At 50.6% G+C, this 17,875-nt stretch carries 18 protein-coding genes; 4 read left to right on the top strand and 14 right to left on the bottom strand.

What is annotated here, in order from left to right; genetic code table 11:
- Positions 1–8: 8 nt before the first annotated feature.
- The 13 genes from traM to TY03_RS07675 all read right to left on the bottom strand — a co-directional run bounded on the left by traM (position 9) and on the right by TY03_RS07675 (position 10,227).
- Positions 9–1,361 carry a conjugative transposon protein TraM gene (gene traM / locus TY03_RS07735; RefSeq protein WP_004291521.1) on the bottom strand — a complete coding sequence of 451 codons (1,353 nt, stop codon included), beginning with the start codon at positions 1,359–1,361 and terminating at the stop codon, positions 9–11.
- A complete protein-coding gene (locus TY03_RS07730) occupies positions 1,342–1,629 on the bottom strand; it encodes a TraL conjugative transposon family protein (protein WP_018697145.1) in 288 nt (95 codons plus the stop codon). The genes traM and TY03_RS07730 overlap by 20 nt, the downstream gene beginning before the upstream one ends.
- A 27-nt stretch (positions 1,630–1,656) precedes the next feature.
- Positions 1,657–2,280: a conjugative transposon protein TraK gene (traK, locus tag TY03_RS07725; RefSeq protein ID WP_004291519.1), complete on the bottom strand. Its 624-nt coding sequence runs from the start codon at positions 2,278–2,280 to the stop codon at positions 1,657–1,659.
- A gap of 31 nt (positions 2,281–2,311) precedes the next feature.
- Positions 2,312–3,316, bottom strand: a complete 1,005-nt coding sequence (gene traJ / locus TY03_RS07720) for a conjugative transposon protein TraJ (protein WP_004291518.1) — start codon at positions 3,314–3,316, stop codon at positions 2,312–2,314.
- A 3-nt stretch (positions 3,317–3,319) separates the two neighbouring features.
- On the bottom strand, positions 3,320–3,949 hold the full coding sequence (locus tag TY03_RS07715; RefSeq protein ID WP_004304283.1) for a DUF4141 domain-containing protein: 630 nt from the start codon (positions 3,947–3,949) through the stop codon (positions 3,320–3,322).
- Between the two features lie 23 nt (positions 3,950–3,972).
- Entirely contained in the window at positions 3,973–4,353 is a 381-nt protein-coding gene (locus tag TY03_RS07710; RefSeq protein ID WP_004291516.1) for a DUF3876 domain-containing protein, read from the bottom strand.
- Between the two features lie 40 nt (positions 4,354–4,393).
- On the bottom strand, positions 4,394–6,898 hold the full coding sequence (locus TY03_RS07705; protein ID WP_004291515.1) for a TraG family conjugative transposon ATPase: 2,505 nt from the start codon (positions 6,896–6,898) through the stop codon (positions 4,394–4,396).
- On the bottom strand, positions 6,895–7,227 hold the full coding sequence (locus TY03_RS07700) for a DUF4133 domain-containing protein (protein WP_004291514.1): 333 nt from the start codon (positions 7,225–7,227) through the stop codon (positions 6,895–6,897). Before TY03_RS07700 ends, TY03_RS07705 begins: the two co-directional genes overlap by 4 nt.
- A gap of 10 nt (positions 7,228–7,237) precedes the next feature.
- Positions 7,238–7,555, bottom strand: coding sequence for a DUF4134 domain-containing protein (locus TY03_RS07695; protein ID WP_002560983.1), 318 nt, complete (start codon positions 7,553–7,555; stop codon positions 7,238–7,240).
- 201 nt (positions 7,556–7,756) lie between these two features.
- Positions 7,757–8,485 carry a hypothetical protein gene (locus TY03_RS07690; RefSeq protein ID WP_004304280.1) on the bottom strand — a complete coding sequence of 243 codons (729 nt, stop codon included), beginning with the start codon at positions 8,483–8,485 and terminating at the stop codon, positions 7,757–7,759.
- Between the two features lie 16 nt (positions 8,486–8,501).
- Positions 8,502–8,855: a DUF3408 domain-containing protein gene (locus tag TY03_RS07685; RefSeq protein ID WP_004291505.1), complete on the bottom strand. Its 354-nt coding sequence runs from the start codon at positions 8,853–8,855 to the stop codon at positions 8,502–8,504.
- Positions 8,856–8,857: 2 nt separating this feature from the next.
- Entirely contained in the window at positions 8,858–9,298 is a 441-nt protein-coding gene (locus tag TY03_RS07680) for a DUF3408 domain-containing protein (RefSeq protein WP_004291503.1), read from the bottom strand.
- A 2-nt stretch (positions 9,299–9,300) separates the two neighbouring features.
- Positions 9,301–10,227, bottom strand: a complete 927-nt coding sequence (locus TY03_RS07675; protein WP_005783105.1) for a ParA family protein — start codon at positions 10,225–10,227, stop codon at positions 9,301–9,303.
- On the opposite strand from TY03_RS07675, the gene TY03_RS22850 reads away from it, so the two are divergent.
- The 4 genes from TY03_RS22850 to mobC all read left to right on the top strand — a co-directional run bounded on the left by TY03_RS22850 (position 10,226) and on the right by mobC (position 14,475).
- A complete protein-coding gene (locus TY03_RS22850) occupies positions 10,226–10,390 on the top strand; it encodes a hypothetical protein (RefSeq protein WP_196029218.1) in 165 nt (54 codons plus the stop codon). The genes TY03_RS07675 and TY03_RS22850 overlap by 2 nt on opposite strands.
- Before the next feature lie 381 nt (positions 10,391–10,771).
- Complete coding sequence (gene mobA, locus TY03_RS07670) at positions 10,772–11,200, top strand: conjugal transfer protein MobA (protein WP_004291488.1); 429 nt, start codon at positions 10,772–10,774, stop codon at positions 11,198–11,200.
- Positions 11,179–12,426, top strand: a complete 1,248-nt coding sequence (mobB, locus tag TY03_RS07665) for a conjugal transfer protein MobB (RefSeq protein ID WP_004291483.1) — start codon at positions 11,179–11,181, stop codon at positions 12,424–12,426. The genes mobA and mobB overlap by 22 nt, the downstream gene beginning before the upstream one ends.
- A 30-nt stretch (positions 12,427–12,456) precedes the next feature.
- Positions 12,457–14,475 carry a conjugal transfer protein MobC gene (gene mobC / locus TY03_RS07660; protein ID WP_004291482.1) on the top strand — a complete coding sequence of 673 codons (2,019 nt, stop codon included), beginning with the start codon at positions 12,457–12,459 and terminating at the stop codon, positions 14,473–14,475.
- Positions 14,476–14,606: 131 nt separating this feature from the next.
- Here mobC and TY03_RS07655 read toward each other — a convergent pair whose 3' ends face one another.
- Positions 14,607–17,861 carry a P-loop NTPase fold protein gene (locus TY03_RS07655; RefSeq protein ID WP_004291481.1) on the bottom strand — a complete coding sequence of 1,085 codons (3,255 nt, stop codon included), beginning with the start codon at positions 17,859–17,861 and terminating at the stop codon, positions 14,607–14,609.
- Positions 17,862–17,875 lie beyond the last annotated feature (14 nt).

Below are 17,875 nucleotides of genomic sequence, written 5' to 3'. Positions count from 1 at the left end.
TATTGTTTTCAATATTTTTCTTGGTAAAGCATGACCCTGTACCCGGCTTTCAGATGCACCTTGACGGTTCGCATCTTTTTGGCGATGTACTGGCTCGTGCCTTGTATCAGCCCCTTGCCCAAGTCGGAGGCGAGCTGCGCCCCGGCATTGGTGGAGATGTTGATGCTGCTTCCCAGCGAGCCGCCCATGTTGGCGGCGACCTCCCGGACGGCGTTCATCTCCATCGAGTTCGGGATGAAGATGCCGGGCTGTCCGTCCGTGTCATAGACCGCAAGCTCCACGGGGATAATCGTGCCGTCGTATTCCAGCGAGGTAATCTCGATGTCGAGCCGCTCACCCTGTATCTTGCCCGTGCCGACCACCACCGCACCCCGGGGTATTGTCCTGCCTGCCACCGCCATAGGCTCCAGCAGGCGCAGCCTTACCGTCTGCCCGTCCGTCACGCTCTGCGCCCCATGCACGCACGCCGGTATGGTGTTCCTGTCCAATACCTCCGCCGTGCCGACAGCCGTGTTGAAACCCCGGTTGCGTTCCTGCGATAAGGCGGCGACAAACTCCGCGTTACTCATAGGCTGTGAGAGTGAAGAAACTACTTGATGCTCCACCTGTCTGATAGGCATTGCCTTGTTCTTCTTCCCTTTCTGCACGGTAGTTGGCTCTGCCCTCTGTTCCGCCGATGGCTGTCCTCCGTTCTGACCGCCCATGTACTTTGCCGCCAGCTCGTAGGACTTCTCCATAAGAGCCACCTGCTCGTCCATAGAGGAAGCCTTGCCCCTCTCGCTTTCCAGTTCCGACTCCAGCGATGCGATGCGCTCCAACAATTCGTCCATCTCCGCATTGTCGTTTTTCGGCTGGTCGTAGAAGTTTCCGAGCGTGGCGTTCAGGTCACGGTAGGCGGCTGCGGAGGACTGGATGGTCTGCGGCGTGGCTGGCTTTGCCCTTTCTTCCTTGCCGCCCGGATTGGCGAGGTCGAAGTCCACTCCGTTCTCCGTTCCCGCTATCTCGCGGTCGAACATGTCGCCCAGCTGCCCGATGGCACGGTTGCGGCTCTCCTGACGCTCTTCCATCTCCCCATGCTCGTAGGCTTTCAGCTTGTCGCCGATAATCTGCCGGTTCGCCTTGTCAGCGTCGGGCATCTCGGTGTTGTATCCGTCCGTTCCCGGCGGTTGCTCCTTGCCGGAGGACGGGGCGAATATCAGCCACATCGCCCCGATGAACACCAACACCATAGCGGGCAGCACGATCATCTTCTGCCGTTTCAGCCGTTGCGCCTCTGTCAGCGGTTCGCGCTCCTTTTTCGGTTTCCCCGTTTCGGGAGCAGCTTTGTTCTCTTTCGTCGGTTCATTCTTTGTCTGTTCCATATAAATAAGGTGTTAAGTGATTGCCTGTTTCCGCCGGGGTCGGCAGTTCCACCCGTCCGGCGTGTCCCGTTTCCATATGTGAGCCGTCGTTCCTGCCGATGTCATAGACGGCTCTGCCGAAGGTGTAAAGGGCAAGCACCGCGAAGGCGGCGAACATCCCCAGCACGATGCGGCGGCGTGTTTCCGGCGGCAAGCCGTCCAGATACCCTTTGAGACTTGCCGCCAAGCGTTTCCGTTTGTCGTGGAGTTTCCAATACATGCCCCACATTGATTTTCTGATACTTTTCATGTCCTGTTACCGTTTGATAGTCTGTAAATCCTTGTTCTCAATGATGGTGAAACCCTCGATGGTAAAACCGTTCGGGTTGTCATCCGACCGCGATGCGTTCAGCAGGCGGCAGGTGGTCACGAGGCTGCGCTCGGTGACGTTGCTCTGCCGGATGATTTTCTGTGTGGCGTAGGTCACGGCACGGTAGGGATAGGCGTTGAAGTCGCACACCACGCTGTCCACCTTCAGCACTTGGTTGATGTTCCCGGCGATGATGCGGTTGTAGTACCCCTTCTCCGCGAAGTCCGAATAATAGTGGTACACGCTCTTGTCCGCCAGCAGCAAGGCACGTTTCACGTTGTGTTCAATCGCGCTTTTTTCAGGTGATAGCGTGAAGAACATCTCGTGGAAACGGCGCACATGTTCCCGTGCCTCCGCCGGGCGGTTCTGCGACAAATCCTGAGACAAGGCGAGCATCAGGCTCTTGCCGTTGTCCAGCACATAGATTTTCTCCCGTTGCTTCTCTGCGAAACGGTAGGAGTTCCACACGCTCCACACCGTCACCACGGCGCACAGCGAGAGGAAGACGATACCGAACAGGCGTATCTGCCTGAACGACGATTCGATGTTTCTAAGTGATTTGAATTCCATTTATATTTTCCAATTTATGATTGCACATTGATTATTTCAGCAATTTGCCGACACGTCCGACTGCGTTTCCTGCGGCTGCACCCGCCACGCTGCCCGCCATGCTTCCGGCTCGTCCCGCCATCTGGTTCACGTTGCGACCGTAACCGCCCATGCCTCCGGCTTGGATAATCCAGCCCGCAACGGTGGGAATGGTAAAGTAGCCGATGATGCCGATGCAGAGGAATACGATATACACCCCGTCGCTCGAATCCAGCGAGAAGTTCGGGTCTGCCTGCATCCGCTCGATGTCGTTTTGCAGCATCAGAACCTGTATCTTCGCCAGTATGGTGCTGAACATGTCCGATACCGGTAGCCACAGATAGACCTGTATATAGCGGCATATCCACTGCGTGAGCGTGTTTTGGAAACCGTCCCATACCGACAGGGCGAAGGCTATCGGACCGAGAATCGCCAGCACCACGAGAAAGAAGGTGCGGACGGTGTCTATCACGAGGGCGGCGGCTTGGAACAGCAGTTCGAGTATCTCGCGGAAGAAGTCGCGGATGCTCTTCTTCATGTTGTACATTCCCCGGTCGATATACATTCCCGCCATCGTCACCATGTCGGAGGGCGACCAGCCGAGTTCCTCCAGTTGCTTGTCAAATTCCTCGTTGGACACGAGGTAGGCGGTTTCGGGGTTGCGTACCATCGCCTCGTATTCCAGTTTGTCCTTCTGCTCCCGGTATCGGTTCATGTCCAGCGTTTCCGCCTCCAGCATCTTTGCCGTGCCCTGTACGACGGGTGAGAGGATGCTGTTTATCGTGCCCAGCACCACAGTCGGGAAGAACATGATGCACAGACCGATGGCAAAAGGACGGAGCATCGGGAATACGTCTATCGGTTCAGCTCTCGCCAGCGACTGCCATACCCGGTAGGCGACGTAGAACAGCGCACCCAGCCCGGCGATGCCTTTCGCCACACCAGCCATGTCCCCACACAGCGGCATCATCTGCTCATAAAGTGAACGTAAAATCTGATGAAGGTTGTCGAACTTCATAGGCTACCAGTATCTTTCGTTCATGTTCCCGTACAGCCCCATGATGCGGTCGAGGTCGTTCTTCTTTTTCGCACGCAGGTAACTCACGGAGATGTTCTTGTTCGTGTAGTAGCTCACGAGGTTGCGGTAACGCTTCATCTTCGAGTGGCAGCGTTCCACCACGTCCATGCGCTCCTTGTCGGTCATGGAGAGCGTGGTGATGTTCACCACGTTCCTGAGTTCCGTCAACACTTCGTTGCTTTCCTCCAGCAGTTTCGTGTAGCCGAAAGCGATTGCGGAAAGCTCTTCGGGTCTGAAATTCCCGTCACGGAGCATCCGTTGGAAACTGTTCACATAGATGTCTGTGATGTCGCCCACCATCAGGATGGTCTGCTGCACCTTGCGGGCGTCCTTGACCAGATTGTTCACCGATTTGAGGGCATCGTAATACTTCTTGCCCTGCTGATAGATTTTCACCGTCTCCTGAAAGTTGCTCACCATGTTCGTGGCGGTCTTGGAGGTATGGATGATGTTTTTGGAGGCATTGATGATGCCCTGCGCTAGATTGCCCGGATCGCTTACGACCCACTGTGCGCTTGCCCTGCCCGCGAAAAGCAGGCACAGGCAGATAATCATTGTTATTCTTGTTCTCATGTTACTTTGGATTTTAGTGGTTGTTATTCTTCGGTCGGATGTCCCGGCTGCGGCTTCACCCGCACATAGTCCCCGTTTGGCGAGAAAGTCAGCACATCCGTGGCCTCGTTGTAGGACACGTCGATGCGGAAGCCGGTGTTCATGAACAGGTTGCCGTTCTCCTCCTGCAAGAGATAGGTTTCCGGCTTGAGCTTGCGGCGCAGACCGCTACGACGGAACACCGTCACTTTGTAGGCTTCGCCCTCCTTGTAGATAAGCACGTCAGGTTTTCCCTCCACGCTCTCCCAGTTCCCGCACAGCATGTCGCGGCGGTTGTCGGCCACGTCGCAGGATTGCAGCATCATGACCGCCAATCCGATAAGGCACTTGCTGACTTGCAGCATTTTCACTTTTGGTAAATTCATACGCGTTTTTCTTTTTTGGTTGATACATTCTGTTTTTTAGTTATTCCTTGTTTCTCCGCCTTTCGGCAAGCTGCCGGATGGCGGCTTCGATGTCGTCGCCCAGCTTCTCCGCCAGACGGTAAACCTCCACTTTTTCCGTTTCCTCGGTGGTGTACGCCAGATACTCTTCCGCGCTGACCTCCGTGGCATAGACCGCCGACTGCGTGCCGCCCAAGCCTATCCACACCTCCTTGTAGAGCCGTGAAGGGTTGTTCGCCATGTTGATGGAGAGTATCTGCGACTTCTCCTTTTCCGTCAGTCCGAGCAACGCCTGTATCTGGTCGAACTTGTTCATATATTTCCTTTGGTCAAGCAGGATTTTACAATCCGAGTTGTTGATAATGCTCTCTTTGACCACCGGAGAACTGATAATGTCGTCCACCTCCTGCGTCACCACGATTGCCTCGCCGTAATATTTTCTGACCGTCTTATACATATAGCGCAGATATTCAGCCATGTTCGCCGATGAGAGGGCCTTCCAAGCCTCTTCCACGATAAGCTGTTTCCGCACGCCTTTCAGCCGCCGCATCTTGTTGATGAAGGCTTCCATGATGATGATGGTCACGACGGGGAACAGTTCGCGGTTTTCTTTAATCGAATCTATCTCGAAGACGATGAACCGCTTGCCGAGCAGGTCGATGTTCTCCGTGGAGTTGAGCAGGAAATCGTAACGCCCGCCCCGGTAATACTGCCGCATGGTGGTGAGCATGTTGTCGATGTTGAAGTCGGACTTCTCCACCTTGATGTCACGCTGTGCCAGTTCCTTGCGGTAGTCGTCACGCATATACTCGTAGAAGGTGTTGAACGACGGCACGATGCTACGGTCGGATTGGATGCGCTCAATATAGGCACTCACGGCACTGCCCAGCTCGCCGCTCTCCGTCTTTGTCACCTTGTCGTCCTCCGACTTCCAGAGCGTCAGCAACAGGGTCTTGATGCTGTCCTTCTTCTCCACGTCGAAGATGTAATCGTCGGTGTAGAACGGGTTGAAGCTGATGGGCTTATCTTCCGTGTAGGTGAAATACACACCGTCCGCTCCGCCTGTCTTGCGTCGGATCATGCCGCACAAGCCCTGATAGGAGTTTCCCGTGTCCACCAATACCACATGTGCGCCTTGCTCATAATATTGGCGCACGAGGTGGTTCATGAAGAAAGACTTGCCGCTGCCCGAAGGACCCAGCACGAACTTGTTGCGGTTGGTCGTGATACCTCGCTTCATGGGCAGGTCGGAGATGTCAAGGTGCAGCGGTTTTCCCGTGAGCCTGTCCACCATCTTGATGCCGAAGGGCGAGAGCGAGCTGCGGTAGTTGGTTTCCTCTGTGAACAGGCACACCGCCTGTTCGATGAAGGTGTGGAAACTCTCTTCCGCCGGGAAGTCCGCCGCATTGCCGGGTATCGCCGCCCAGTAGAGTGTCGGGCAGTCGATGGTGTTGTGGCGCGGCACGCATTCCATGCTTGCCAACTGGCTGCCCACGTCGTTCTTGATATGCTTCAGTTCCTCCGCATCGTCGCTCCACGCCATGACGTTGAAGTGTGCCCGTACCGAGGTCAGTCCGTAGGAATGGGCTTCGTTCAGGTATTGGTCTATCCACTCGCGGTTGATGCTGTTGCTCCTTGAATAGCGAGATAGCGACTGCATGTTACGGGCGGACTTCTCGAACTTCTGCAAGGTTTCCTCACTGTTGTCTATCAGCACATACTGGTTGTAGATATGGTTGCAGGAGAGCAGAAGCCCCACCGGGGAGGCGAATGACAGTCGGCAGTCACTCCGGTCGGTGGAGAGCTTCTCGTAACGGGTGTCGGTAGCCACCTTGCCCGGCAGGTCTTCCGCGTCGGAGAGGGTGTGCAGACACAGGCGGTTGTCGCCGATGCGCATCTCCCTTGCCGAAAGCTCGATGTCCTGCAAGGTGGTGTCACCTTCCGGCATGAGCGAGAAGTAGCGTTCAATAAGTCCCGTCTTTCCCTCAGTACCCACAATCTCATCGGTGGAGAGGCGGCGCAGCCTGACAAGCCCGCTGTCGTTCATGATGCGCTCGAACTGTTCGCAGGCTTCCAAGAACTTGGTCGTGGTTTCCCTGTCCAGCTCCTTCGGGATGATATGTCCCCGGCACAGCGTGCTGAAATTGCTCTGCATCCGGTTACGCTCCTTTGTTGTCTTGGTCAGGTAGAGGTAGCAGGTGTGTTTCAGGTACGGACGCTCGTTGAAGTGACGCTCGAAAGAGCGGCTTAAAAAGCTCATGTCGTCCTTCTGAAGCTCCGGTTTGTAGCGTTCCTTGATGAACCAGTCCTGTTTGTGGACGACGGAGTAGTCCGGCAGCACCTTGATAGCCTTGCACCAGCAACTGTGTATCGCCTCGTACTCCGCACCCGTCACGGTGTAAAGTTCCGGTAGTTCCACCTCGAAAGCCACCGTGATGTCGGCGTCCTTTGAGATGATGCAGCCATGCTCCACCGCTAAAAGTGGGAACCTGTTTTCCAGTGTTGTCATTTTCGATGTATTCCTCATTGTCTTTCTTCCTTTCGTTGTCGTTTGAACAGACGGGTTATCCGCCGCCGGTTGATAAGGTATCGGGGATGGCTCCGTGCCGCTCCTAATTTCATCAGCCCGTGTTCACCGTACCGGGCGTTCAGCGCGAAGGTCTGCCATACAAGGAGGGAGGACGATGCCGCGCCGAAGCCGATACATATCCACTGGTCGATACCGACCATGTAGAGGATGACGAACAGGACGAAGAGAGCCAGCAGACCTCCGCAGAAGATGAAGAGGTACTGTGCCTTCAAGCCCTTGAACTCTACCGGACGGCCGATACCCTTGTTGATTGGGTATTCAGCCATACATTATTTATTAAAGGAAGAATGAGCGCAGGATGGTGGCGGCAACAATCAGGAAGATGCACGCGCCGAACCACGAGGCGGCTGTCTTGCTGGTGTCGGGGTCGCCCGATGAAAACTTGCCGTACACTTTTACGCCCCCGATAAGCCCGACGACTGCACCGATGGCGTATATCAGTTTAGTTCCGGGGTCGAAATAAGAACTCACCATAGAGGTGGCTTCGTTGATGCCCGCGATGCCGTTTCCCTGCGCGAAAGCGGAGGCGGTTGCGGCGATGACAAGTGCCGCGGAGAGGATTGCTTTTCTGTTTTTCAAGATGTTCTTGTTCATAAACTGTTCTTGTTTTTTGCCGTCAAAAGGGTGGATGGTCCTTTGTCGGGCGGTTGATACTTTGTTTCTTTACTTTGGTTTTAGTGGATGCCCGTTTGTTTCCACGGACGTGGGCGTGTCCGTTGCGGATGGGGATGCGCCTTGCGTTTCCTCGCCGCGTGGGTTGATGTCATTCTTTCATGTTCATTTCTTTTATTGTTGTCATACATAGTTGCGAATGTCGAACTCCTCGATGTTGTCCGGCACGACGAACTCCTTTTCAGATTTCTTCAGCCGAATCTCGATAAGCCCCTTGATGCGGATGCCTATCTCCGAAGAGCCTTCCATCATTTTCTCGTACAACTCCGTGCCCTCCATGTCGGTGAACACCTTAGCCGCCTTTTCACGTTCCGCCTGTGTCGCGTCCGGGTTTTTGGCGGTCTTGCAGGCGTCGTCAATCTCGTCAAAGCTGCTGCCCGAAGCCCGTGGCGTGTCCGAGGCGTCCTCTTCCGGTTCGTCGTCCCCGTATCCCAGTTCCTCCGGCGGTATGCTCGTGAAGGTCTCATCGAGTTTTTCCTCCGGGACTTGTGCCGGGCGGGATGCGTTTCCCGTTTTTCCGTCGTCAAAAGTAGCCTCTTCCTCCGACAGCTCAATGCCTTTTTCAATAGTGGCGGCTTCTTGCGTCGGTATGGCAGCGGTTGTCCGGGTGGATGCCATCCTGAAACGGCTCTTGCCGATGATGTCCGCCTTTTCCGCAGGGACTTCCTCGTGTGCCGCTATGCGTTTAGCCTCATTCCCGTCCAGTGACCGCCATAATCCGACAATGCCCTTGAAGAAGCGGACAATCCGCGTGTCCATGATGCGCTCGTAAAGGAGCAGGAACAGGAACCAGAGGTTGCAGCCGACCGATACCGCCAGCAGAATGTCTGTCATGCTGATTGTGTAATTCATATCCTTCCGTTTTTGGTTAGAATACTGAATTGTAATTTCGGGCATAAAGGCTCTTTATCGCATCTTCGCACTGGTTGAAGTGGTGCGTCAGCACATGGTCGATGTAAGCGGACAGCGTAAGCCGGTCATGCCCGATTACACGGGTGATACGCATGATACGCTCGTGGTACTCCGGGCGCACATACGCCATCTTCCCCTCACGTGCCTTTACTTCCGGGTCGCGGATGAACAGGCGTTCATAGTCCTTCTCACTGCATTTGCCGCTTACCGGGACAGGCGACAGTATTTCCACACTCGCCTGCACTTGGGTAAACATACCTCCGCAGTCTTGCTGTGGTCTTTTTTCATTCGGTGTCATTTCTTTTTCCATTTTCAAATCAGATCTTCACGTTGTTTCTTGTACAGTTCGTTGATTCTCTCCTTGTGCTGTTCCAGATGCTGGCGCAGCACGGTATCCACATATCCGCCTACTGAGATTTCCCCTCCGGCGATGTCGTTCACGATTCTGAGGATCTTGCCGTGGACGTCACGGCTGATATAGACACATTGGCGGGTCTTTATCTCGTTGCGGCGCAGGAATAGCTCGTTGTAGTCCTCGTCCTGCCTTTTCCGGCGTCCACTTTCCCTCTGCGCTTTTTCCCGTGTTACGGGTTGCACAGGAGATGGTTCCGGTGCGGCGGTGTCCTCTTCGGTCGGTGCAGCTGCGGGTACTTCCTGTGCGGGGCGCAGTGTCCCGTCCTGTGTGCGCCGCCCGATGGAGGCTAACAGCAGTTCCTCGTCGATGCCTTCCGTGTTCACTTTCCTGCTGCCCATGCTCACTGCGGTCTGATGATGTCGCTTATCTCTTCGGAAAACTCCCGGATGCCACTCCCTTTCAGCAGTGCCGTGTCCATCGGGAAGATGGTGGAGCGGAAAACGCTCTTGCGCTCTTCCGAAAGGTCACGGCGGAACTTCTTGCTGTCGGGCAAGCGGGTGGAAAGTACCGGAAAGCCCATTTCGGCTATCACTTCCTCGTAGATGCCGTACAAGTCGTTCCTCTCCCTGCCGTCCACCATCGTCCAGAACAGATGCAGCCCCTTTGTTTTCGCCTGTCCGGTAGTCATCAGCCTGTCGCGGAACATCGTGACGAATTTCAGGGTACTCTCCACGACAAAGCGGTCGGCACTCAGCGGAGTGAAAATGTAGTCCATCTGCGAGAGCGTCTTTATCACGCCGTTGCTTCGGAGTGTGCCGGGCATGTCGAAGAACACCACGTCGGGTTTCACGTCCTCAGTGGCAATCATCCTCTCGGCATCGTCGAGGGCGTTCACCGCATTGCTTTTGACGATGGTGTAGGCGTTCTTTTTGATCCGGCGGAAATGGTCGCAAGCGAGAGCCTTGAAGTAGGTGCTGCTGTCGATAAGCCCCATTTCGTGTTCGCGCAGCCCGTGGATGCTGTGCTGCGGGTCGTCGCAGTCCACGACGGCGACATTGTAGCCTTTCACGTTGTGCAGGTAGCTGGCGGCAAGTGCCGTGACAGTGGATTTGCCGATGCCACCTTTCTGTGTTGCGAATGCAACGAAGATTTCCTTACTCATAGTTCCATTTATTTTAATTGTTGATGATTTGTTTTTCTGTTTCCATACGGATTTGGCTGTCGCACCATCCGCTTCCGTGACTACACACGCAGGCGGGTCGTCGCGTATCCGGTTCTGTGGTGAAGCGGTGCGTCGGACAAATGGTGATTGACGACATTGCGTCATGAAGTCATTGAATCCATACGTCACCGAATTGTCGGAGAACCGGGTTTCCGACGGTTCGGGTATCCGTTTCGGCAAGTATCCGAAGAAGCGGATTTCCGGGTATTTGAATGTTCCGTTTATCATATCTTCAAATCGTTCGTTTCTTGAATCATGCTGCAAATAAACAAGTATATTTTGGAACCTGTATCACTTCTCCGGCAAGTGGCGGCACGTTGCGCCGGTTGGCAGTCATTGACCGGGTCAAGCATCTGTCCGATACCGCTTTAAGGGCGTAACTTTGCACCCGGACAGCAGGGTTCGCCGATGACGCGCGGCCCGGAGTCCTGAAAGGTATTTTCCCAATCCGTCCCCTGACGGATTTTTATGTTCACCTGAACATAGCAAGATGTCTTTTCAGCCGCTCAAAATATTTTGAGCAGCCACGAAAAGCACTTGCCCTTGCAGGGGGCGGGCTTTCCCTCCGAAGTCGGGAAGCCTTTCAGAACTGCGGTGCTGTAATCCGAAGCGGCGGCTTATGCCGTCAATCCGCTAAATCCAAAGTAATATGAAAGAGAAAAGGAAAAGCAAATCAGGGAGAAATCCCAAACTTGATCCGGCGGTGTACCGGTACACCGTCCGTTTCAACGAGGAGGAACACAACCGTTTCCTCGCCATGTTCGGAAAATCGGGTGTCTATGCACGGTCTGTTTTCCTCAAAGCGCACTTCTTCGGGCAACCGTTCAAGGTGCTGAAGGTGGACAAGACGTTGGTGGACTATTACACCAAACTGTCGGATTTTCATGCACAATTCCGTGCCGTGGGTACGAATTACAACCAAGTCGTGAAGGAACTGAGGCTGCATTTTTCAGAGAAAAAGGCGATGGCGTTGCTCTACAAATTAGAGCAACACACCGTCGAACTCGTGAAACTGAGCCGCCGGATTGTGGAACTTTCAAGGGAAATGGAGGCAAAATGGTCGCAAAAATCAGTGTAGGAAGTTCGTTGTACGGCGCGATTGCCTACAACGGGGAGAAGATTAACGAGGCGCAGGGGCGGCTTCTCACCACCAACCGCATCTACAATGACGGTTCGGGAACGGTGGACATAGGCAAGGCGATGGAGGGTTTTCTCACCTTCCTGCCACCGCAGATGAAGATCGAGAAGCCGGTGGTGCATATCTCTCTCAACCCGCACCCGGAGGATGTGCTGACCGATATTGAGTTGCAGAATATCGCCCGCGAGTATCTGGAAAAACTCGGTTTCGGAAACCAGCCTTATCTTGTATTCAAGCACGAGGACATCGACCGCCACCACCTGCACATCGTGACGGTCAACGTGGACGAGAACGGGAAAAGGCTCAACCGGGATTTTCTCTACCGCCGCAGCGACCGTATCCGCAGGGAACTGGAACAGAAGTACGGATTGCATCCGGCAGAACGTAAAAATCAGAGATTGGATAATCCGTTGCGCAAGGTGGCCGCATCGGCAGGTGATGTGAAGAAGCAGGTAGGCAACACCGTGAAGGCTCTGAATGGGCAGTACCGTTTCCAGACGATGGGCGAATACCGTGCGCTCCTTTCCTTATATAATATGACGGTGGAGGAAGCGAGGGGCAACGTGCGCGGACGGGAGTATCACGGGCTGGTCTATTCCGTCACGGACGACAAGGGTAACAAGGTGGGCAACCCGTTCAAATCCTCGCTTTTCGGGAAGTCCGCAGGCTATGAAGCCGTACAGAAGAAGTTTGTCCGTTCCAAATCGGAAATCAAGGATAGGAAACTGGCAGACATGACGAAACGCACCGTCCTTTCCGTGCTGCAAGGCACTTATGACAAGGACAAATTTGTATCCCAACTCAAAGAGAAGGGCATCGACACCGTACTGCGCTACACAGAGGAAGGGCGCATCTATGGGGCTACCTTCATCGACCACCGCACGGGATGCGTGCTGAACGGTTCGCGCATGGGTAAGGAGCTTTCGGCGAATGCCTTGCAGGAACACTTCACCCTGCCATACGCCGGACAACCGCCGATACCGCTATCCATCCCTGTGGATGCTGCGGACAAGGCACACGGGCAGACCGCCTACGACAGTGAAGATATATCGGGCGGTATGGGCTTGCTCACTCCCGAAGGTCCGGCGGTAGATGCCGAGGAAGAGGCTTTCATCCGGGCGATGAAGCGCAAAAAGAAGAAAAAACGCAAGGGCTTGGGTATGTAATCAGAGTATCAACAATTAAAAAATCAATGTATGTCACAACAAGAAGACGATTTGAGGGCATTGGCGAAAATCATGGATTTTCTGCGTGCCGTGAGTATCATTTTAGTGGTCATGAACGTGTACTGGTTCTGCTACGAAGCCATCCGGCTGTGGGGCGTGAACATCGGCGTGGTGGACAAAATCCTTCTGAACTTCGACCGCACGGCGGGGCTGTTCCATTCCATTCTCTACACGAAGCTGTTTTCCGTCCTTTTGCTTGCCTTGTCCTGTCTGGGTACGAAGGGTGTCAAGGGTGAGAAAATCACTTGGGGGAGAATCTGGACAGCATTTGCCGTCGGGTTCGTGCTGTTTTTCCTGAACTGGTGGTTGCTGCCCCTGCCGCTGCCGCTTGAAGCGGTGACGGGACTGTATGTCCTTACCATTGGAACGGGCTATGTCTGCCTGTTGATGGGTGGTCTGTGGATGAGCCGCCTGTTGAAACACAATTTGATGGAGGATGTTTTCAACAACGAGAACGAGAGTTTCATGCAGGAAACGAGGCTTATCGAAAGCGAGTATTCGGTCAATCTGCCGACACGTTTCTATTACAGGAAACGCTGGAACAACGGTTGGATCAATGTAGTTAATCCCTTCCGTGCGTCCATCGTGTTGGGTACGCCGGGCAGCGGCAAGTCCTATGCCGTGGTAAACAATTTTATCAAGCAACAGATTGAAAAGGGCTTTAGTCAATACATCTACGATTTCAAGTATCCCGACCTATCTACTATTGCCTACAACCATTTGCTGAACCACCCGGACGGCTACAAGGTAAAGCCGAAGTTCTATGTGATCAACTTCGACGACCCGCGACGCTCTCATCGGTGCAATCCCATTCACCCGGATTTTATGGAAGATATTACGGATGCCTATGAGAGTGCCTACACAATAATGCTCAACCTCAATAAAACGTGGGTGCAAAAGCAGGGCGACTTCTTCGTGGAGTCACCTATCATTCTGTTTGCCAGTATTATCTGGTATCTCAAAATCTATCAGAACGGGAAGTTTTGCACGTTTCCCCATGCTATCGAGTTTCTGAACCGCCGTTACGAGGATATATTTCCGATACTGACCTCTTATCCGGAGCTGGAGAACTACCTTTCGCCGTTCATGGATGCGTGGCTTGGAGGGGCTGCGGAGCAGCTCATGGGTCAGATAGCGTCGGCAAAAATCCCGCTTTCGAGGATGATTTCACCGCAGCTCTACTGGGTGATGTCAGACAGCGAGTTTACGCTGGACATCAACAATCCCGAAGAGCCGAAAATCCTCTGCGTGGGTAACAATCCCGACCGTCAGAATATCTACGGTGCGGCACTCGGTCTGTATAATTCCCGTATCGTGAAGCTCATCAACAAGAAGGGGATGCTGAAGTCATCGGTCATCATCGACGAGTTGCCCACAATATACTTCAAAGGGTTGGACAATCTTATAGCTACCGCCCGAAGCAACAAGGTTGCCGTGTGTCTGGGCTTTCAGGATTTCAGCCAGTTAGTGCGTGACTACGGGGACAAAGAGGCGAAAGTGGTGATGAACACTGTCGGCAATATTTTCTCCGGTCAGGTGGTGGGGGAAACAGCCAAGACGCTCTCCGAGCGGTTCGGTAAGGTGTTGCAGAAACGGCAGTCCATCTCCATCAACCGGCAGGATGTTTCCACCTCCATCAACACGCAGATGGACGCGCTCATTCCACCGAGTAAGATTTCCGGGCTTACGCAGGGAATGTTTGTCGGTTCTGTATCCGACAACTTCAACGAGCGTATCGAGCAGAAGATTTTTCATTGCGAGATTGTGGTGGATGCCGAAAAGGTGAAACGGGAAGAAAGTGCCTACAAGAAAATTCCCGTCATTACAAACTTCACGGACGAGGACGGCAACGACCGCATGAAGGAAACGGTGCAGGCGAACTACCGGCGCATCAAGGAAGAGGTGAAGCAGATTGTGCAGGAGGAACTGGAGCGTATCAAAAACGATCCGGTGCTGTGTAAACTGCTACCAGATAATGAGACTGTCTAACAAGTCCCCAAAATTGAAAATTATCCCTATCGAAGTTTGAAGTGACCCCCAAAAGTTGGATACAATTTTTTTGGGGGGCACTTCAGTTCTGACGGGTAAAATCGTAAAATTCGGACTTGTTAGACAAATACTTACGCGGTTTCAACCTCAGGTACTGAATCTATCGAATTGACAAATTTAACCAATTGCGGATCTGAATCTTTTTGTATGAGGTTTCGGAGACTCTTTTTCAATTCATAAGCATCATCCCCTGCTGTATTTATTAAATCCATATAAAAATCTTTGTTTTGCAGAATCAATGAACGGCATGCCCCATCGGAAATTACAGGTTTCACTATTTTATCAATAACGTCTCCAGCTTGACTTTTCAAATTACCATGCGATCTAAGCCATGTTTCGAAAAATTGAAACTTTATTGCATTGATAGTCTTTTTACCGATGCAGAAATCATTTCTTATATCGGTAACTGTCGATTTAATTTTTCGTTTATCCAATCTTTCAACTATATTCTTGAAACAATTAGGGAAAGGATTCAAACTTTGAGTTCCAGAAGCAATATCCATCAGAATCTTTTTGCCAAATTCAGTCAAGTTATCTGGCAAGGATTTGATTTTAGCCAGTAAATGTTTTATTGCGACAAACCAATAATATGATGTATGTGCTGTTCTTTGGGCGTATAATGTATCAACACTTATTTCAGACAACGCTTCGAACGCTATTTTATTGATATGATCGGTCAGGACATTGCTTATTTTAGTGGTCAAATCGTAAAAAGATGCGTCAGGAATTACATCTTTAATATTGTTCTTAGTGATATACTTATCCAAATCGGTATTCCACTCTGCTAAATGCTCGATAAATACCTCATCCGTTACACCTATTCTGTTCTTAATATCTTCAAATTGGGGCAATATGTCTGAGAGCAATAATTTATAGCCAAGTTTATGATTTACCATGTATTGTAGTGTTTCATTTAATAGCGGTATATTCCATCCCACACTATTTACTAATAAGTCTCCATGATCCACATAATAGTCCATGAGTTCTGCAACATATTTTATATCTCCACCCTCTATTAAGGAAACGGAATGACCATGTGCCAATTGCATGGCGACTAAATCGTAATATCCAGACTCTTTAATGTTTCGGCCATCAGTTTCTAATTCAGAATGCAACTGATTTATGTAGGTTGAATCTAACGTTACAGGTAAAGGTCTTTCTTCGTCAGATGCCAATAAACGATAGGTTGTAAATATAGCCCCTATATTATCTTTATTTACATTCTGTTCATCAATGCAATTCGTGATCGCTTGCAAAAGCGTTGGAAACGTATAGGTAGAATTATCTTTTAACGTTTTTACAATATCTGCATGGTCGAAATTATCGGGTAGTAAGTTTGCCAAATAATTATCGAGCGCCTCCGAATTTGTTGCTACTTGATAATATTTATATGCTTTAGTTGTCGCGTTATCCCGATAGGCAGCATCTGTTGCATTTGCAGCTTGAATATAATCGATAAATGTATTTGGCTTGACTGTTTTTGCTTCAATCAATGACGTAAAATCGCACGCCAACTTATTTTGCGCAATAAACCTGTCTATTGCATCTAACGTTTTGAAATAGTCGCCGCCATTGAAGTCATTGAACCGAACTATCTTCTTATATAATTGAGCAATCACATGGTTTTGGCTTTCCGTGTCTAAATGCAACAGCAGTTCTTGGTATTCGACAGGGAACACCTGCTTCTCTATGGATTCTTTTAATTTCAATTGTGCTATTCTTTGCCATACACGCAGAATAACATCGCTCTTTCGAGTTAATTTATGCAAACAATGTATAATCTTATCGATAAGCGCATTGTCCATACATTGTATAACTTCTTCTAATACAGTGTCAAATTGTTTATTAGTCTCTGCATATTGATTTATGTCGTGGTCTTCTTCTCCGTTGATGCAGCCTTCAATATATTTTTTCAATGGAATTTGTCGAGCATCTTCAACATCGACACCATATACCAAAGCTGCAATTTCGCGTTGTGTTTGCAGATCATTGTTAATTATTGTTTGAATGCCATTCAGATAGTCGCCGGACAATATTTGTTCTACTGGATTTGCCAGAATATCCGTCTTCTTCAAACAGAACAATGCTATGTTTATCATCAAAATTTCGTTACACCACTCTTGTTTAAGAGCGACCATCTCATTGATATATGATATAATTTCCCTAACATTGGCATTAGGATTTACCAATCTGAATATCCGATTTATAGTTTCTTTCGCTTCATTTTCTGTTTCTCCAAATGCTTCAACAAACAGTTTGTTGAATATACTTCGATAGTCGGTAATAACAGGAGGAGCAACACGATAAACAATAGGGAAAGTTTTATTGATAAAATACTTGGTCAGTTGTTTCGTTTGTTCGTCGGTCTCATCTCCGAATGCACAAGCTAAATGTGTTTCATCGAAAGGAATAACAGCCCAAACATTTTCAAAACCGCTATCGGCGAAGAACGTATGGATAGAAGACCATAATTCTTTTACTTTTTCAGCGGGGAGACGATCCATGTTGTCAAAAACAAGGACTAATTTACGTTGTCCTTTTTCCTTGATAAAATCAGAAATGTCTTGCATCCATGTTTTGAACTCGTAAACCGTTGGTTCGTCTTCGCTCAAAGTCTCATAGCAAACGTCCTTTTCGACTTTATCTTGATAAATAGCTAACATATAACTCCATCCATATTTATGATCTTTGCTATATGCCCATTTCCAAACGCACAATGCAATAAGAACTGGCAGTGCAGCTATGATAATAGACAATAAAGAAAACCACCATGTTGTGGGTGTAGGTTTTACTGCATACGCAATAAATGTAAATATCGGAGTTAAAACTGCAACCAAAAATGCCGCAACCATACCATTACTGATAAGGGGATATTTTTCGGTTACGGTCTCCGTTTTACGGGCTAATAAATATTTCAGCTTTTCAGACCATGATACGGTTTTCGTACCTCCACCTTTGACTTTTATTGTTGCATTTCCAGATAGGATACCATCATCAATAAGTTTGCTTGTAAGCAATTCCAATATAGAGCGGCGTTGCAAGTCCTCTTGATGTCCCCATGCGTCATACTCAAAAAAGTAATAGTCGTCTGATAATTCACGTTCCAACATTTTAACCACGTTGGATTTTCCAGATCCCCAAATACCTTCGATGCCGATAATTCGAGGTAAAGTACATTCCTCATCCAATGAATCATTCTGACAAAAATGGCGAGCAATAGTTTTTGCCAACCTTTCTTGCGAACCTCCATCGAATTTGTCAATACCACACGGTTTATTTTGGATAAACCGCGGATATTGCTGTTTGGATTGTAGTTTTGTTTCCATATACGTAATTTATT

This window comes from Bacteroides neonati (assembly GCF_000499785.1).
GTDB classification, from domain to species: Bacteria; Bacteroidota; Bacteroidia; order Bacteroidales; family Bacteroidaceae; genus Bacteroides; species Bacteroides neonati.
This window is presented reverse-complemented; position numbering and strand designations above follow the sequence as displayed.

Bases quoted from the DNA above. Each gene is read 5' to 3' on its own strand.
- traM (WP_004291521.1), bottom strand. From the start codon at position 1,361: ATGGAACAGACAAAGAATGAACCGACGAAAGAGAACAAAGCTGCTCCC.
- TY03_RS07730 (WP_018697145.1), bottom strand. From the start codon at position 1,629: ATGTGGGGCATGTATTGGAAACTCCACGACAAACGGAAACGCTTGGCG.
- traK (WP_004291519.1), bottom strand. From the start codon at position 2,280: ATGGAATTCAAATCACTTAGAAACATCGAATCGTCGTTCAGGCAGATA.
- traJ (WP_004291518.1), bottom strand. From the start codon at position 3,316: ATGAAGTTCGACAACCTTCATCAGATTTTACGTTCACTTTATGAGCAG.
- TY03_RS07715 (WP_004304283.1), bottom strand. From the start codon at position 3,949: ATGAGAACAAGAATAACAATGATTATCTGCCTGTGCCTGCTTTTCGCG.
- TY03_RS07710 (WP_004291516.1), bottom strand. From the start codon at position 4,353: ATGAATTTACCAAAAGTGAAAATGCTGCAAGTCAGCAAGTGCCTTATC.
- TY03_RS07705 (WP_004291515.1), bottom strand. From the start codon at position 6,898: ATGAGGAATACATCGAAAATGACAACACTGGAAAACAGGTTCCCACTT.
- TY03_RS07700 (WP_004291514.1), bottom strand. From the start codon at position 7,227: ATGGCTGAATACCCAATCAACAAGGGTATCGGCCGTCCGGTAGAGTTC.
- TY03_RS07695 (WP_002560983.1), bottom strand. From the start codon at position 7,555: ATGAACAAGAACATCTTGAAAAACAGAAAAGCAATCCTCTCCGCGGCA.
- TY03_RS07690 (WP_004304280.1), bottom strand. From the start codon at position 8,485: ATGAATTACACAATCAGCATGACAGACATTCTGCTGGCGGTATCGGTC.
- TY03_RS07685 (WP_004291505.1), bottom strand. From the start codon at position 8,855: ATGGAAAAAGAAATGACACCGAATGAAAAAAGACCACAGCAAGACTGC.
- TY03_RS07680 (WP_004291503.1), bottom strand. From the start codon at position 9,298: ATGGGCAGCAGGAAAGTGAACACGGAAGGCATCGACGAGGAACTGCTG.
- TY03_RS22850 (WP_196029218.1), top strand. From the start codon at position 10,226: ATGAAGTCATTGAATCCATACGTCACCGAATTGTCGGAGAACCGGGTT.
- TY03_RS07675 (WP_005783105.1), bottom strand. From the start codon at position 10,227: ATGACGCAATGTCGTCAATCACCATTTGTCCGACGCACCGCTTCACCA.
- mobA (WP_004291488.1), top strand. From the start codon at position 10,772: ATGAAAGAGAAAAGGAAAAGCAAATCAGGGAGAAATCCCAAACTTGAT.
- mobB (WP_004291483.1), top strand. From the start codon at position 11,179: ATGGTCGCAAAAATCAGTGTAGGAAGTTCGTTGTACGGCGCGATTGCC.
- mobC (WP_004291482.1), top strand. From the start codon at position 12,457: ATGTCACAACAAGAAGACGATTTGAGGGCATTGGCGAAAATCATGGAT.
- TY03_RS07655 (WP_004291481.1), bottom strand. From the start codon at position 17,861: ATGGAAACAAAACTACAATCCAAACAGCAATATCCGCGGTTTATCCAA.